Origin of the sequence: Leptolyngbya sp. NIES-2104, from assembly GCF_001485215.1 — a bacterium.
Lineage (GTDB): Bacteria > Cyanobacteriota > Cyanobacteriia > Leptolyngbyales > Leptolyngbyaceae > Leptolyngbya.
This window is the reverse complement of record NZ_BBWW01000001.1, coordinates 1,752,478-1,766,731: the sequence shown is the minus strand read 5'-3', so window position 1 is coordinate 1,766,731 and position 14,254 is coordinate 1,752,478. Positions and strand designations below refer to the sequence as shown.

Here is a 14,254-nt window from a genome sequence, read left to right as displayed (position 1 = left end):
TGTTCTCCCTTATGAATCTGCGCTAGGTGCAACGCCGATCGTGATGTGGCACGTCGGTTTGCGGATTTGATATGCCCGTCCTTGTGCTCTCGGTCTAAACCGCTTCAAGACTGGTCCTTGGTCAGCGAATGCTTGACTCACGACCAGATTGCCCCGGCTGTAACCTTCGTTGTGTTCTGCGTTAGCAGCAGCCGATCTTAGAACTTTAAGAACAGGCTCACAAGCGCGATACGGCATAAATTCGAGGATAATTAGCGCTTCCCGATAGGAACGACCGCGAATTTGATCCAGCACTCGGCGCACCTTAAACGGTGACATCCGAATATAGCGGGCTACCGCCTTGACTTCTCCTGGTGTTTGTGTCGCCATTGTTCCTACCTCCGCGATTTCTTATCGCCGCCGCCATGTCCTCGGTAAGTCCGAGTTGGCGCAAATTCTCCCAGCTTATGACCGACCATTTGTTCGCTCACGTACACGGGAACATGAACTTTCCCGTTATGAACGCCAAATGTCATACCGATCATTTGCGGCAGAATTGTCGATGCGCGTGACCAAGTTTTGATCACTTGCGTGTCACCTTTTGCTCTTGCGTTTTCCACTTTTTTCATCAAGTGGTCAGCAATAAAGGGACCTTTTTTCAATGAACGTGCCATCGTTTGTGCGTCTCCTTAACTTACGATTCGCGTCCGCCACGTCCGCGCTTAGAAGTCTTACGACGACGACGCACGATCAAGGCGTTACTCAGTTTCTTCTTCTTGCGAGTCTTCGCGCCCAAGGTCGGTTTACCCCAAGGCGTGACAGGTCCCGATCGACCAATTGGCGCACGTCCTTCACCCCCACCATGTGGGTGATCCACAGGGTTCATCACACTACCACGCACTTCAGGACGACGACCTAAATGGCGTTTACGTCCCGCTTTTCCAAGCGTTTGGTTTCTGTGATCGGTGTTGCCCACTTGTCCGATCGTGGCGTAACACTCTTTCCGCACCATCCGAACTTCAGTCGAAGGCAGTTTCAGAGTTACATAGTCACCTTCTTTTGCGGCAACTTGCGCGGCAGCACCCGCAGCACGAACAATCTGACCGCCTTTACCCGCTTGTAGTTCGACGTTGTGAACGATCGTACCGAGCGGAATCTTTTCCAACGGTAAAGCGTTTCCAACTTCGATCGGGGCATTGTCGCCCGCTTGCACTTTCGTGCCAACCTTCAAACCGACAGGCTGCAAGATATAGCGCTTTTCACCATCCGCGTAAAACAGCAATGCAATCCGGGCGTTGCGGTTGGGATCGTACTCGATCGCGGCAACGGTTGCGACGACATTGCGCTTATCGCGTTTGAAATCGATCATGCGGTACAGCTTCTTGTGACCGCCGCCCCGGTGACGGCAGGTAATCACGCCCCGATTGTTCCGTCCTTTGTTACGGTGCTTGTACACCACCAAAGACTTTTCGGGTTCCGATTTGGTGACTTCGCTGAAGTCAGAGACGCTTCTTTGGCGTGTACCAGGGGTATAGGGTCGAAAATTTCGGATTCCCATAGTTTTTTCTCTGGATGGTTATACTTCGGGGAACAGAGTAATCGTGTTGCCTTCAGCTAAGGTCACGATCGCTTTTTTGTACTGCGGCTTATAGCCCAGATACTTACCGACGCGCTTCTTCTTGCGAGGAAGATTCATCGTGCTGATGCCCGTTACTTTAACGTCGAAAAGATATTCGATCGCAGCTACGATGTCGGGCTTAGTGGCTTTCGGCTGAACTTCAAATGTATATTGATTCAGTTCGAGCAACCGTGTCGCTTTTTCTGTGATCAGAGGGCGACGAATGATATCAGCTAGATTGCGGGGATCAGTCTTCACCGTACACCTCCTGAATTTTTTCGAGTGCTGCGGAAGTCGCAACAATATGATCCGCGTGGAGCAAATCATAAACATTGAGGTTGTTCGCTGAAATGAGTCTCAAACGCTCAACGTTTCGAGCCGAGAGATAAACGTTTTCATCCCGTTCAGCCACGATCATCAAAACCCGCGATCCTGCTTCAACACCCCAACGCGATAACGCTTGAACCAGCTCTTTCGTTTTCGGGCGAGGCAGCTTATCTGCAAAGTCCTGCACCACGATCAAATCTTCTGCTCGTCCTTGGAATGCCGTTCTGAGCGCTAATCTCCGCTCCTTGCGGTTCATTTTAATCGAGTAATCTCTGGGTTTTGGTCCAAAGATCACACCGCCCCCTCTCCACAACGGAGAACGGTTAGAACCTGCACGAGCGCGTCCAGTTCCTTTCTGTCTCCAAGGCTTGCGACCACCCCCCCGAACTTCTGCGCGGGTTTTTGTCGAAACCGTTCCTTGACGCGAATTTGCCATCTGGCGAATCACTGCCCGATGCAAAATCCCAGCAGCGGATTCGGGTCTTGCGGTTTTAAGCTCGATCGCGGCAGTTCCCGCGTCCGTTCCGTCCCACGTTTTTACTGTAAAGTCTGCCATTTCTAGTTACCCCCGACGATCGTAGCAGGTACGATTTGAACCAGCGCACCAGGCTTTCCGGGAACAGCACCTTTGACTAAAATCACATTGCGATCGACATCCACACGCACGATCGTCAATTTGCGAACAGTAGTCTGAGTGCCACCCAAACGACCCGCCATTTTCTTCCCTGGGTAAACCCGTCCGGGAGTCGTTCCCGCTCCGGTCGAACCGGGTTCACGGTGATTCTTAGAACCGTGAGACATCGGACCTCGCGCAAAGTTATGCCGCTTTTGATAGCCTGCGAAACCTCGCCCGATGCTCGTTCCAATCACATCGACAGTTTGACCCGCCTCGAACAAATCAGCCTTTAATTGCTGACCAAGGGTATACTCTCCCGCATTGTCCACTCGATACTCGATCAAGTGTCTCAAAGGCGGTGATTCCGATTTCTTCAAATGACCCAATTCCGGTCTGTTCAAAGCTTTCTCTGTGCATTCGCCATATCCGATTTGGATTGCAGAATACCCGTCTGTTTCCTTTGTTTTGACCTGGGTGACGGGGCAAGGACCTGCTTGAATGACGGTAACGGGGATTGCTCGCCGCTGCTCATCAAACACTTGAGTCATGCCCAGTTTCGTGCCGACAATTCCGACAGCCACTGTTTTTTCTCCTTGTTTACACATCATGACAAATACAGCGAACGGGATTAGCGATCGCCGATTTGTGTCTCTGTCACTCCAACGGATTCCACGGTCGGACAACCAGAAGAATCTTGCCTCTAGGAGATTAGAGGCAGCGGATTCCGCGTTTGTTTAAGTTGGTTCTTCAAAGCGGACTAAAGCTGATGGTGCATCATGCTCTAAAACTGCGAATTCCGATCGGACTTGAATAGCGAACCATTCAGTTTCCGGTGATGGAATTTCATTCGCGAAGAAAAACTGATTATCGAAAGAATCAGCTTCAACGCTTGAAGAGGTGCGAATTTTGGGAATTGTTTTATTGTGCGATCGCGCCACACGATAAAAATGCTCTCTGAATCTTTTCCAGAGAGAGTTCCCGGAATCCGCCCAACTGAATTTTAGCGACAATTAAACAGTGTAAGCCAAGATTGGCAAAACTGTCCAGGAATTTTTTAAGGTGGGGAGATTTGGAGGAAAATAAAGCGATCTGAATTCTGTTTTGTAATTTAGAACAATGCTACCTCCGTTACCCCCGTATCAAGTTCCATCTGCTTCTCTAATTTGCTGTGTGGTAAGTTCAGTGCTTACGCATTTATTAGTCATCGGTTCTAAACCAGGTAATTTTTTCGATGTATTCTTTAGTCCACTTGTACCTGTACTCATCCTTTTAGCCACAACCATCAGTGTAGGAGTATTCAAAGCCTTCATTGTTGCTGTACTTGCTGGCAGCATACGCTCTGACGAGATTCGATGGTGGTTAATTTTGGGAGGAACACTGTTTCTATCTTTGCTAGAAGGAGCTACCTATTATTACATCTGGAATTTGACGCTTCCTTTCGGCTGATGATGTGTTAACAATCTGGTAAGAAGTGATATCTGATGAACTGCACGATGTCCAATTCTCACGAACAAGATTTGAGCATCAGGATGATGAGCGAGTAAGAGATCAGAAGCGGTTAAGCTATCTTTGGCAACCTCAAAGGCTCCGGTTTCGATGTCGATCGCGACAATCTTACCGTGATTGCCTTCTTCGACTTGCGATCGTACTTGCGATTCATAAATTTCGCGTCCCCGTCGAGCAATTTCCTCATTGCTATATCGAAGCTGGTGAGAAGACATTGACTTACTTCCTTTCAAAGCTATATGGACATCTCAATCGAACGACAGACAGTAGAGAAAATTGCAGATGTGAGCGCCGAAACTGTCTAAAAGTTTTATGTAGATTGGAAGAAATTTGATTTTGTCAAGTCTACACGATCGCTCAGTGCTTTCACCAGACGAGTGCTAAATCATAGTATAGCTGTCCTTCCGCTACCGCTGATACTGCTGCGAGAATTAGAATTACTCTTCTGCGCCAAACCAGTTTAGGTACGAAAGCGGTAAGAGCAATGAAAGGAGATTTGCAAAAACCAACAATCGCTCCCACAATCACCCCAAGGATTATTGAGCCTATTCGTTTAGGGAAGTAAGGGTCTGCAACATAAAGAACCAACGCACACGGTGCTGTTGAACTCAATGCAGGCATTGTGTATTGTGCGAAAAGTAGTCGCTCCATTGGCGACATTATCAGAAGCCTGACATTGATTTGAGAAGTGCTTGAGCCAAATGAGATGCGGGGGCGAGTTGAATTTATTTGAATTACAATCAATCGACACACAAGCTGTGAAAGCGCAGAACTTATTCAGGAGCAGGAGCGATGACAACACTACTGATTCAGACCGAACAGATTCCCTTGACGGTTAGCTTTCCAGCATTGGTAGACATGAGCAATGAGCAGTTTTATGAGTTTTGCCAAGCCAATCGAGACTTACGGATTGAGCGATCGGCAAAAGGAGAATTGATTATTATGCCGCCCGCTTTTTCAGATACAGGAAATCGGAACATGAGAATCAGTCAGCAGGTCGCGAACTGGGCTGATGAAGATGGAACAGGTGAAGCATTCGACTCTAGTAGTGGGTTTACGCTGCCGAATGGAGCAACGCGATCGCCGGATGCGTCCTGGATTCGATCTGAGCGGTGGAATGCTTTAACCGATGAGCAGAAAGCGTCGTTTGCTCCCATTTGTCCTGATTTTGTCATTGAACTGCGATCGTCAAGCGATACATTGACTGGACTACAAGCCAAGATGCAGGAATACATCGAGAATGGAGCGGTTTTAGGGTTTTTAATCGATCGTAAAAACAGTACAGTTCACGTTTATCGTCCAAATCACACACCTGAAATTCCAGAAAAACCTGAAACGGTGAGTGGTGAGCCAGAGTTACCAGGATTTGTATTGCGAATGGCAAAGATTTGGTAGATCGGAAATTGTTTCGGATTCGATCGCGATTTTCGGGAATCAATAATTCAAGTCAGGTAATCAAACCACGACTCGAAATGGTTCTTAGAGAATAATCCGAATGGCAATTACACAAGAACAATTTGATCAGCTTGTCAAAAAGTTAGAAGTCTTTTCGCAAAAGTCACCTGAAAGTTATCGCTTTCGAGTTGCACTCCTTGCAGTTCTCGGTTACGGTTACATCTTTTTAATTTTAGCTGCATTACTGATTGGGATTTGGCTCGTGGTGACGTTGGCGCTGTCAGTGCGTCGGGTCAATTCTACGATCGTACAATTGATGTTCCTTCTGCTGGTTCCTGCGTGGATGATTGCGCGATCGCTGTGGGTGACATTCCCGCCGCCTGAAGGATTGAAGCTCGATCGCGAAAAAGTTCCTCAATTGTTTAATCTCGTTGATGAACTCACTGCTAAACTACAAGCCCCACAGTTCCATAACATTCTGCTAACCTCCGATTTCAATGCAGCGGTTGTTCAAGTTCCAAGATTAGGGATTTTTGGATGGCAAGAGAACTATCTGATTTTGGGGCTTCCACTATTACAAGGACTGACGCTTGATCAATTGAAAGCTGTTTTAGCACATGAACTAGGGCATCTTTCGGGGAATCACTCACGCTTTGCAGGTTGGATTTATCGACTGCGGAAAACTTGGTATCAGCTTTACGATCGCATTCATCAAAGCGATCGTAGAAGCACTTCGGTCTTGTTCGATCGCTTTCTCGATTGGTACTTTCCTCGATTCAATGCTTACTCATTCGTTTTAGGGCGATTGAATGAATATGATGCCGATCGCTGTGCGGTGGAACTTGCAGGAAGACAAGCGACCGCTGATGCACTGACGAATGTTGAACTGAAAGCACGATATCTAGAGCGGGAATTTTGGTCAACGGTTTACGAGAAAGTGGAAAATCAAGCTGATCCGCCTGATGATGCTTACTCTTCGATGCTGGTTGCATTACGCCACCTGATCGCCCAAGAAAAGAGCAATCAATGGATTCAAGAAGCATTGTCAGAACAAACAACGAATGCAGATACTCATCCTTGTTTTCGCGATCGACTTCAAGCATTAGGCTGTCTCGAACCCGTTCAACCTGCGCCAATTGAAGTGAGTGCAGCCGAACAACTATTAGGAAACACTGTGAAAGACTTTGTTGCAGTGTTTGATCAATCGTGGAAGGAAACACAAGCAACCCCTTGGAGACAGCGCTATGCTGAGTTGTCTGAGGTGAAAGCTAAGTTAGAAGCTTTGGAACAAAAAACAGAGCTTTCTGACTCCGAACTGTGGAAGCGGGCTTACTATGTGATGGAACTGCGCGGAACAGAAGCAGCAACACCTTATTTTAGAGATGTTTTAGTGCGCCAACCGAAGCATATTGCAGCGAACTATCTATATGGTGGTGTGTTGTTGAAGCAAGGAGATGCAGCGGGAATTGAATGTGTGGAAACTGCGATCGCACAACAATACAATCTAGTCGTTGATGGATGCAAGCTCATTCACGATTTCTACATCGAGCAAGGTCAAACTGAGAAAGCAGACGAATATCGCGATCGAGCAGAACAACATTACGAATTGGTGCAAAAAGCCGAGCTAGAACGAGAAAGCATTAGCCCTCAAGACAAGCTGAAGCCTCATTCTTTAACAACCTCGGAGCTAGATGAACTGAAGCAACAGTTAGAAGCATACACAGAGATCAAAGAAGCTTACGTTGTTGAGAAGGTAGTGCACTATTTTCCTGAAGATCGATTCTGTGTTTTGGGCATTGTCCGCAAGAAGGGAATACTCGATGGTAAAGATGGCGATCGCGAACTCTTTGGGCGAATTGCTCAAGAAGTTCAGTTCCCGATCGAGGGCTTTTACATTGTGATTCTCGAAGATGATGACCTGAAGAGCAGAATGGCAAAGGTCGATCACGCTCTGATTCTTCAGCGGTAATAATCAAATTAGAAGTGTAGATTAGTCTACACTTCTAATTTTTTAAGCTATTTGAACTGTAGTGGAACTGGATTGCTTTCCTGAAACTCGACCCACGATCGCTTTAACTCCTCTGGTGCAGGAAACCGCGAATCATACACGGTAATGACATTTGTAAGTTCACGTCCCGCAGGTTTTATAATCCGATTTCCAACCGCTAAAGCAACCGAAGTTCCACCATCTAAGTTCATTGCTTCATAAGCACCGATCGATCGTAGAATTGCCGCTTCTTTTTCTAGCGTGATTGGCTTGTGAAACGTGACTAGATACAATCGGTTTCCATTTTCGGGAAAGCCGATCGCTGCTCGCAATGCCACACCTGAAACCGCTGGATCACTAAAACCTTCTTGTTTCGGATGGATCGAAATCTTGCCTTGTTTTAACAGTCGAGGACCCGCAGTCAACGAAAACCAGTGCTGATCCCATTGGGGTTTCCCTTCAGTTCGGGCTGTGATCATCTCAGGACGATTGCCGCGACGAATCCCTAAAGTCGTTCCATAGTTCTCCCAAGGACTGTATTTGAGAATGCGCCCACCTGCGACCATATTCCCCATGACGCGCTTTTGAGCATCCATGCTGAAGAAAGTTCCGCTCACTGTAACAGCGGCTTTATGACGGCGTACCATTGCTTCAAAAGGTTCATCACCACGAGTCGATCGAGAACTATTCGCCTGAGTTGCCCGGTTTGCAAGTCCGATGCTGATAAAGGTTTTGGGATCAGTGAGATCGATTGTCGCAACTCGAATCGGAACACCTTCGATCGTCTTTTTAATTACCGAGATCGGGCGAGCAATTCCAGAACGTTCAGTGCTTGCAACCGCGATCGGGATCGCAACAGGTTCGGGTGCGATCGAGAGCCGAGGAAACAGGATTGCACAAGTAAAGAGCGTACAGGTCGCTGTAACTAAGAAGCTACCGGGAACAGACGACAACCAGCGAATCATGAAGCGTTTGCGATGAGAAACTCTGTCAATCATGCCTTGCTTATGTATTTTTCAAAAACTGATTAAAAATACGTAATATCTTTTAGCGAAAGTCCTCCTATAGATAGAGGAAGAATTGCTTTTCTCACACCTGGATTTATTCTCCATAGAAATACGGACTTGACCGAGAGATCTCATCCCAGTTCAGCAAAAATTTATCGATCGATAAAGTTAGAACAAGGTCATCACAATTACGCCCAATACCATGATCGTGGCTCCGAATAATCGCTCTCGTAATCCTCGTTCATGAAAGAGGAAGTGTCCGAATAAAACACTGATTAAAGCGCTCATCCGTTTGACTGCAATTACTTGTGTAACCAAGGTATAAGTGACAGCAATCATTTGAAATGTAATCGCGATCGCATGAAAGAATCCGATCACCATCAACGGTTTAAGATTAGGGAAGATTTGATGGAACTTGTGGCGGGAGTTGAAAAGCGCGATCGGAAACATTCCCACTGCTAAATAGCTATACAAAGCCGTAGACCAAAGCAACGGTGAGGAGTGAACTACACCCACTTTGTCGAAGTTTGAAGTAATGCTCCAGATAAATGCAACCATCAACATAAAGCGACTGCCTTGATTGCGAAACAAAGCTCTCAAGGGTGCAAAGTACCCATTTTTACGCTCTCGTAAGTTCAACACATAAGAGCCAACCACAATGAGAAAAATCCCGATCGCATCGGTAAACGTCGGATTTTCATGCACGATCAACGGTGAAGTGACCAAAAGAAACAACGGTGTGAGCGTTACTAGTGGAACCGTTAATGATAAATCTGCAACCTGAAGCGCACGAATATAGAGCGTAAAGGAAACCACATTCAAACTACCACCAATCAGCAATGCTATCCAAAACTGAGGTTCTATCTTGGGAATTCCAGCCAATAGCAGTAATGGGATCAGAAAAATTACAGCAAAGATATTTGCAACCCAAGCAACAATGTAAACATCTAGATTTTTGAGACTGTGTTTACTAGAAACATCCTTCAAAGACTCAAAGAAAGCCGTTAAAATTGCAAATGCTAACCAAATCATGAGAATTCCGTGGTTTCTTCTTTTGCGACGATTCGCTTTCTTCAACAGCCTACTTCTGAAGCTTGGGTCAATCAGGCAGTGGCAAACCTAGATACGATTTTGCTTGATCATTCTCACTGTGAGCGAAAAGCCGCAGGAGTCGCACTTAATCTAATGTTTCGTTATCCATCTAGCGCGAAATTAGTTCGATCGTTAACCGCGATCGCGCAAGAAGAGTTAGAACACTTTGAGCAAGTAAACCAGATTTTAGAGCGTCGGTCTATCCCTCTCGCGCCACTTGCCGCACCTCCGTACGGTGCGAGTCTCAATAAACAAATTCGACGTGAAGAACCCGATCGTATGTTGGATTCATTGTTAGTTTCAGGATTGATTGAAGCCCGGAGCCACGAGCGTTTAGGATTACTAGCGCAACATTGCGACGATCAAGAATTGGCAAAATTTTACCGGGCATTGATGGCATCCGAAGCGCGGCATTATGGCATGTATTGGACACTGGCGGATACTTATTTTGAGCGATCGCAGGTCAATCAACGCTTAGAAGAATTAGGCGCGATCGAAAGCGAAATCCTCTCCACGCTTTATCCTCAACCGAGAATTCATAGCTAATGCAGTATAAAGATTTTCTGATTCGTAATTGGCAACGGTCAGATCGGGAGGCTGCCTTCAATCTGATTGGATCTGTGCTGGCTGAATACGATTTGAAACAAGAACCCGAAGGAGCCAATCGCGATGTTCTGGAAGTTGAAGAGTTTTATCAAAAGAAAAACGGCGAATTTTGGGTGATTGAGCGTAATCATCAACTGGTTGGAACTGGAGCCTATTATCCGATTTCACGCGGTCAGAACGCAGTTGAAATTCGCAAAATGTATTTGCTGCCTGAAGCGCGAGGCGTTGGACTCGGAAAAGTTTTGTTGAATCAGTTGGAAGATGTGATCGCTAAAAAAGGCTTTGAGCAAATCTGGATCGAAACTGCAAGCGTTCTCAAAGAAGCAGTTCAACTCTATGAACGTGCCGGATATCAGCCGAGTACTGGAGTAGAAACATTGAGATGCGATCGAGTTTATGTAAAATACTTGGTCTAAGGAACTCACGTTGATCGAGTGGATCACAACCCTATGCAACCGTCCTCTGAATCGTTCCGCAAGTTTCCGCAACCGCTCGATCGAGTGGCGATCGGCTTAATGCTAGTTCTCATTGTGCTGATTGGAATTCTACTGCTGAGCGGCGATCGCAGTGCCCCTAGAGTTCGAGAATTCAACTGGCAAGGAAAACAAGTCGGAGCCGACGATCGCGCTTTTCTGCTCACGTTTAGCCGCCCAATGGATCATCCGAGCGTCGAGCAGAATTTGAAGATTCAGCCCGATTTGAAAGGAAAAGTGAGTTGGGCAGGACGACGAATGGCTTACACGCTCGATCAGCCTGCTCCCTATGGAACAGAATTCACAGTTTCGCTAACCAATGCTAGAGATCGATTCAGCAAAGAAGGATCTGATCATGGGATTTTGCGAGACTTCAATGAAAAGTTTAAAAGTCGCGATCGCGTTTTCGCATTCATCGGAGCCGAAGGCAATGAAGCAGGACGGCTAATTCTGTACAACTTGACGCAGCAAGACAAGAAAATTTTGACACCAGAAAATCTTGCTGTCATGGATTTTAGAACTTATCCAGGTAGCGACAAGATTGTATTTAGTGCAATTGAGCGCACCAATCCACCACAGTCTCTAGCAGAACAAAAAATCTACACGGTCACAACTGGGATTCAAATCAACGATCCCGCACAGCTTGGAGACACATCCACTCCAACCGCGTCTGCGTCTCCATCCCAACCCGGACAAATCACGCAAATTCTAGACAATCGAGACTATCAGAATTTGAGATTTGACTTGTCGAAAGATGGTCGATCGATTGTGGTTCAGCGATTGAGTCGCCGTGATCCGAATGATGCCGGAGCGTGGTTAATTCGAGATGGTCAACCTGCAAAAGCGATCAGCAATCAACAAACAGGCGGCGATTTTCTTATCACACCCGATGGCGATTCGCTGGCAGTCGCTCAAGGGCAAGGACTCGCCATTTTGCCCCTCCAGCCCGAATCCGAACAACCCGCAGACCCATTAGACTTTTTGCCAAAGTTTGGAACGGTTCTGAGCTTTTCGCCGGATGGAACATCAGCGGTCATGGTGAAATTCAACACCGACTACACTCGATCGATGTTCCTCGTCTCTCAAGGCGTTCAAAAAGAAATCCTCAAAATTCCAGGATCAATCATCAGCGCGAATTTTGATCCAAATGGTGACATTCTGTATTGCCTATTAACCAATCTCGTTCCAGGCAATACATTCCAAGAACAGCCGTTTCTCGCCGCAGTTGACCTCAAAGCTGCACGCGAAGGCAAGCCAATGGAACAAACCTTGCGCCCTCTAGTTCTACTACCCAATCAGCGAGAAATTCAGGTTGACCTCGCTCCTGATGGCAAGGCGTTAATTTTCGATCAAACTCAGGCAGACGATCGCGCTAAAGCCGAAGTGAGTCAAGCACTCGCAGGAAGTAAACTCTGGTTACTTCCGCTCAAAGGTGATCTGAACAACAAAACTCAGCCTGAAGAACTTCCGTTCCGGGGATTACACCCGCGATGGTTGCCGTAGTTTGAGTTAACTTAGTAAAGGACTCTTAGCGATCGCAGTTCATGAACATTCTGACCAACCTTCTACCGACTCCCAAAAAACGTCGCACCGTTGAAATTAAATCTGAGCACGAGATCGAGACGATGCGGCAGGCTTCTCGCATTGTTGCCACTGTACTAAAAGAGATTTCCGAACTTGTTAGACCCGGAATGACGACTTGGGACCTGGATGTTCACGCCGAAAAGCGGATCCGCGAAATGGGTGCAACACCGAGCTTTAAGGGCTATCACGGCTTTCCCGCCTCGATTTGTTCTAGCATCAATCACGAAGTCGTTCACGGCATTCCGAATAAGAAGAAGACCATTCGTACGGGTGACGTGCTGAAAGTAGATACGGGCGCATTCTATGAAGGGTTTCATGGCGACTCCTGTGTCACGATCGCAGTCGGTGAAGTTTCTCCCGATGCCGCAAAACTGATTCACGTTGCCGAACAAGCGCTTTATAAGGGCATTGAGCAAGTTCGAGCAGGTGCATTTTTATTAGATCTTGCTGGTGCAATTCAAGATTATGTCGAATCCAACGGCTGCAAGGTGGTAGAAGATTTCACGGGTCACGGAGTTGGACGGAATTTGCACGAGGAACCGTCTGTGTTTAACTTCAGAACTTATCAGATGCCGAATGTGAAACTAAAAGCGGGAATGACATTAGCGATCGAGCCGATCGTTAATGCTGGCTCAAAAAATACGCGAATTTTGCCCGATCGCTGGACAGCGGTGACCGTAGATCGATCGCTTTCCGCTCAGTTTGAACACACGGTGTTAGTGACTGAAACTGGATATGAAATCTTGACCGATCGCACAAAACTCTAAGGCACGTTTTGAAATTCTTCGCTTCGTTCACACCCGCCCCGGAATGAAATTTGGGGCTAATCGTGCGAAGTCCTTCTCAAAGGACTAAAGATACTAATCTTGGCTTTCAGTCCCCTTTAGTGGACTTCGTTCTGTTAGCCCCGAATTCCATTCCGGGGCGGACTCGCAACGCAGCGAGAAGATCCTAAAACACACTCTAAAGTTTCTGCGATCGAGCCGGACAAGCCAATTTCCTGCTGCCCTTCGCCAATGGCGGTTTCTCAGGAGCTTGAACAGAAGGTTTCAAAGATCGACAGATCAAGCTCTCTGTCCCCGATGCAGTCACTGTTACTACGCCAACATAACTCTGAAGATCTGCCTCTCTTGGAATTGCTGTGATCACCGAATCCTTTCCAACTCGTAATCGGTACGCATAGCTATAGCTTTGAGAAATGATATTTGCCGATCGCTCCAGCTCTTCTAAACTGTTCGCAAAGCGATTATTCTGCTGATAAAACTTCTGTTGTGCAGCGGTCATTGCCTTGAGATAAACCTCTGCCTCTTTTTGTTTTTCAAGGGCACCATCCGGAGAGGCGTTCACCACAGGATTCGCATCGCTCTGAGACTGACTTTTTGCCGTTGACCAAAAAGCAGTTGTTCCACCTGCGATAAAGCCACCAATCACGACCAACACCACTGGAATCGCATAAACGCGCCACCGAGTTTTTAGCCATCCTCGGAACGATAGCGGCTCTTCCTCAACTTCCTCTTCGAGATGCTCTTCTACGATTTCTTCTTCATGCGCTTCAATTTCAGCCGGAGGAGTTAGGGTTGCTACTCGTGAAGTGGGTTCCGTCGATCGCACTGTAAATTCCCGTGTCCAAGCAACGCCTTCTTCCCCGATGCGTTTCCCTTGCGCTCGAACGGATCGAATCGAGTCATTTCCTAATTCCAATAACCCTTTCTGAATAAACGCCACTAGCGTTTCTTGATTCAGCGGCTTTTGCGACTCTAGAAAGATACACAAACAGTCCTCATCCATTCCCGCATGCGCCGTGATACCTTTCGGGGACAACACCGCATTCATCAAAGCAGCGATCGCATTTGGTTCACCCTGCTTGGCGAGTTCTAAGAGATTGGACTGTTCCATAGACACTAAACGGGCAGTGATAAAAGGGTAGTTGCGGGAATGCCTTACTTTACCGCTGTAACCCCGGTTCTGTCTAATTATCCGCTCGATCGACGATCGTTCAGGATTAGAACCATTTGATTTAGAGAATTTTAAGCTTCTCAATCAGGAATTAACATTTCATCGCGA

The 14,254-nt window shown here is 46.9% G+C and carries 16 protein-coding genes; 6 read left to right on the top strand and 10 right to left on the bottom strand.

The window, feature by feature from the left end:
• Positions 1-9: 9 nt before the first annotated feature.
• The 7 genes from rplV to NIES2104_RS08090 form a co-directional block, all read right to left on the bottom strand.
• The gene (rplV, locus tag NIES2104_RS08125; RefSeq protein ID WP_058997468.1) at positions 10-369 is read right to left on the bottom strand and encodes a 50S ribosomal protein L22; all 360 of its coding nucleotides are present in this window, start codon (positions 367-369) and stop codon (positions 10-12) included.
• A gap of 5 nt (positions 370-374) precedes the next feature.
• Entirely contained in the window at positions 375-653 is a 279-nt protein-coding gene (rpsS, locus tag NIES2104_RS08120) for a 30S ribosomal protein S19 (protein WP_058997466.1), read from the bottom strand.
• A gap of 20 nt (positions 654-673) precedes the next feature.
• Positions 674-1,537 (bottom strand): 50S ribosomal protein L2, encoded by an 864-nt coding sequence (gene rplB, locus NIES2104_RS08115; protein ID WP_058997464.1) that lies wholly within the window; start codon positions 1,535-1,537, stop codon positions 674-676.
• A gap of 18 nt (positions 1,538-1,555) precedes the next feature.
• On the bottom strand, positions 1,556-1,855 hold the full coding sequence (locus NIES2104_RS08110; RefSeq protein WP_058997462.1) for a 50S ribosomal protein L23: 300 nt from the start codon (positions 1,853-1,855) through the stop codon (positions 1,556-1,558).
• Entirely contained in the window at positions 1,845-2,480 is a 636-nt protein-coding gene (gene rplD, locus NIES2104_RS08105) for a 50S ribosomal protein L4 (RefSeq protein WP_058997460.1), read from the bottom strand. Before rplD ends, NIES2104_RS08110 begins: the two co-directional genes overlap by 11 nt.
• 2 nt (positions 2,481-2,482) lie before the next feature.
• Positions 2,483-3,121 (bottom strand): 50S ribosomal protein L3, encoded by a 639-nt coding sequence (gene rplC / locus NIES2104_RS08100; protein WP_059001617.1) that lies wholly within the window; start codon positions 3,119-3,121, stop codon positions 2,483-2,485.
• An 831-nt stretch (positions 3,122-3,952) separates the two neighbouring features.
• Positions 3,953-4,261, bottom strand: a complete 309-nt coding sequence (locus NIES2104_RS08090; RefSeq protein WP_058997455.1) for a hypothetical protein — start codon at positions 4,259-4,261, stop codon at positions 3,953-3,955.
• A gap of 577 nt (positions 4,262-4,838) precedes the next feature.
• Between NIES2104_RS08090 and NIES2104_RS08080 the strand changes: the two genes are divergently transcribed.
• On the top strand, positions 4,839-5,441 hold the full coding sequence (locus tag NIES2104_RS08080) for a Uma2 family endonuclease (RefSeq protein ID WP_058997451.1): 603 nt from the start codon (positions 4,839-4,841) through the stop codon (positions 5,439-5,441).
• 100 nt (positions 5,442-5,541) lie between these two features.
• The gene (locus tag NIES2104_RS08075) at positions 5,542-7,410 is read left to right on the top strand and encodes a M48 family metallopeptidase (protein ID WP_058997449.1); all 1,869 of its coding nucleotides are present in this window, start codon (positions 5,542-5,544) and stop codon (positions 7,408-7,410) included.
• 47 nt (positions 7,411-7,457) lie between these two features.
• Here the strand turns inward: NIES2104_RS08075 and NIES2104_RS08070 are convergent, their stop codons facing one another.
• Entirely contained in the window at positions 7,458-8,393 is a 936-nt protein-coding gene (locus NIES2104_RS08070; RefSeq protein WP_225895219.1) for a phosphodiester glycosidase family protein, read from the bottom strand.
• 210 nt (positions 8,394-8,603) lie between these two features.
• A complete protein-coding gene (locus NIES2104_RS08065; RefSeq protein ID WP_058997445.1) occupies positions 8,604-9,467 on the bottom strand; it encodes a DMT family transporter in 864 nt (287 codons plus the stop codon).
• A gap of 9 nt (positions 9,468-9,476) precedes the next feature.
• Here NIES2104_RS08065 and NIES2104_RS08060 point away from each other — a divergent pair, with 9 nt between their 5' ends.
• Genes NIES2104_RS08060 through map form a run of 4 tightly spaced genes read left to right on the top strand, consistent with a single transcriptional unit; the run spans position 9,477 to position 12,957 of the window.
• Positions 9,477-10,073: a tRNA-(ms[2]io[6]A)-hydroxylase gene (locus NIES2104_RS08060; RefSeq protein ID WP_058997444.1), complete on the top strand. Its 597-nt coding sequence runs from the start codon at positions 9,477-9,479 to the stop codon at positions 10,071-10,073.
• On the top strand, positions 10,073-10,549 hold the full coding sequence (locus NIES2104_RS08055) for a GNAT family N-acetyltransferase (RefSeq protein WP_058997443.1): 477 nt from the start codon (positions 10,073-10,075) through the stop codon (positions 10,547-10,549). The genes NIES2104_RS08060 and NIES2104_RS08055 overlap by 1 nt, the downstream gene beginning before the upstream one ends.
• Before the next feature lie 33 nt (positions 10,550-10,582).
• On the top strand, positions 10,583-12,109 hold the full coding sequence (locus NIES2104_RS08050) for a hypothetical protein (protein ID WP_058997441.1): 1,527 nt from the start codon (positions 10,583-10,585) through the stop codon (positions 12,107-12,109).
• Positions 12,110-12,150: 41 nt separating this feature from the next.
• Positions 12,151-12,957: a type I methionyl aminopeptidase gene (gene map, locus NIES2104_RS08045; protein ID WP_058997438.1), complete on the top strand. Its 807-nt coding sequence runs from the start codon at positions 12,151-12,153 to the stop codon at positions 12,955-12,957.
• A gap of 196 nt (positions 12,958-13,153) precedes the next feature.
• On the opposite strand, the gene NIES2104_RS08040 is transcribed toward map, so the two are convergent.
• Positions 13,154-14,086, bottom strand: a complete 933-nt coding sequence (locus NIES2104_RS08040; protein ID WP_058997437.1) for a type IV pilin-like G/H family protein — start codon at positions 14,084-14,086, stop codon at positions 13,154-13,156.
• Positions 14,087-14,254: the final 168 nt, after the last annotated feature.

Coding starts and splice junctions, on each gene's coding strand:
- rplV (WP_058997468.1), bottom strand. CDS start 369: ATGGCGACACAAACACCAGGAGAAGTCAAGGCGGTAGCCCGCTATATT.
- rpsS (WP_058997466.1), bottom strand. CDS start 653: ATGGCACGTTCATTGAAAAAAGGTCCCTTTATTGCTGACCACTTGATG.
- rplB (WP_058997464.1), bottom strand. CDS start 1,537: ATGGGAATCCGAAATTTTCGACCCTATACCCCTGGTACACGCCAAAGA.
- rplD (WP_058997460.1), bottom strand. CDS start 2,480: ATGGCAGACTTTACAGTAAAAACGTGGGACGGAACGGACGCGGGAACT.
- NIES2104_RS08090 (WP_058997455.1), bottom strand. CDS start 4,261: ATGTCTTCTCACCAGCTTCGATATAGCAATGAGGAAATTGCTCGACGG.
- NIES2104_RS08080 (WP_058997451.1), top strand. CDS start 4,839: ATGACAACACTACTGATTCAGACCGAACAGATTCCCTTGACGGTTAGC.
- NIES2104_RS08075 (WP_058997449.1), top strand. CDS start 5,542: ATGGCAATTACACAAGAACAATTTGATCAGCTTGTCAAAAAGTTAGAA.
- NIES2104_RS08070 (WP_225895219.1), bottom strand. CDS start 8,393: ATGATTCGCTGGTTGTCGTCTGTTCCCGGTAGCTTCTTAGTTACAGCG.
- NIES2104_RS08065 (WP_058997445.1), bottom strand. CDS start 9,467: ATGATTTGGTTAGCATTTGCAATTTTAACGGCTTTCTTTGAGTCTTTG.
- NIES2104_RS08055 (WP_058997443.1), top strand. CDS start 10,073: ATGCAGTATAAAGATTTTCTGATTCGTAATTGGCAACGGTCAGATCGG.
- NIES2104_RS08050 (WP_058997441.1), top strand. CDS start 10,583: ATGCAACCGTCCTCTGAATCGTTCCGCAAGTTTCCGCAACCGCTCGAT.
- map (WP_058997438.1), top strand. CDS start 12,151: ATGAACATTCTGACCAACCTTCTACCGACTCCCAAAAAACGTCGCACC.
- NIES2104_RS08040 (WP_058997437.1), bottom strand. CDS start 14,086: ATGGAACAGTCCAATCTCTTAGAACTCGCCAAGCAGGGTGAACCAAAT.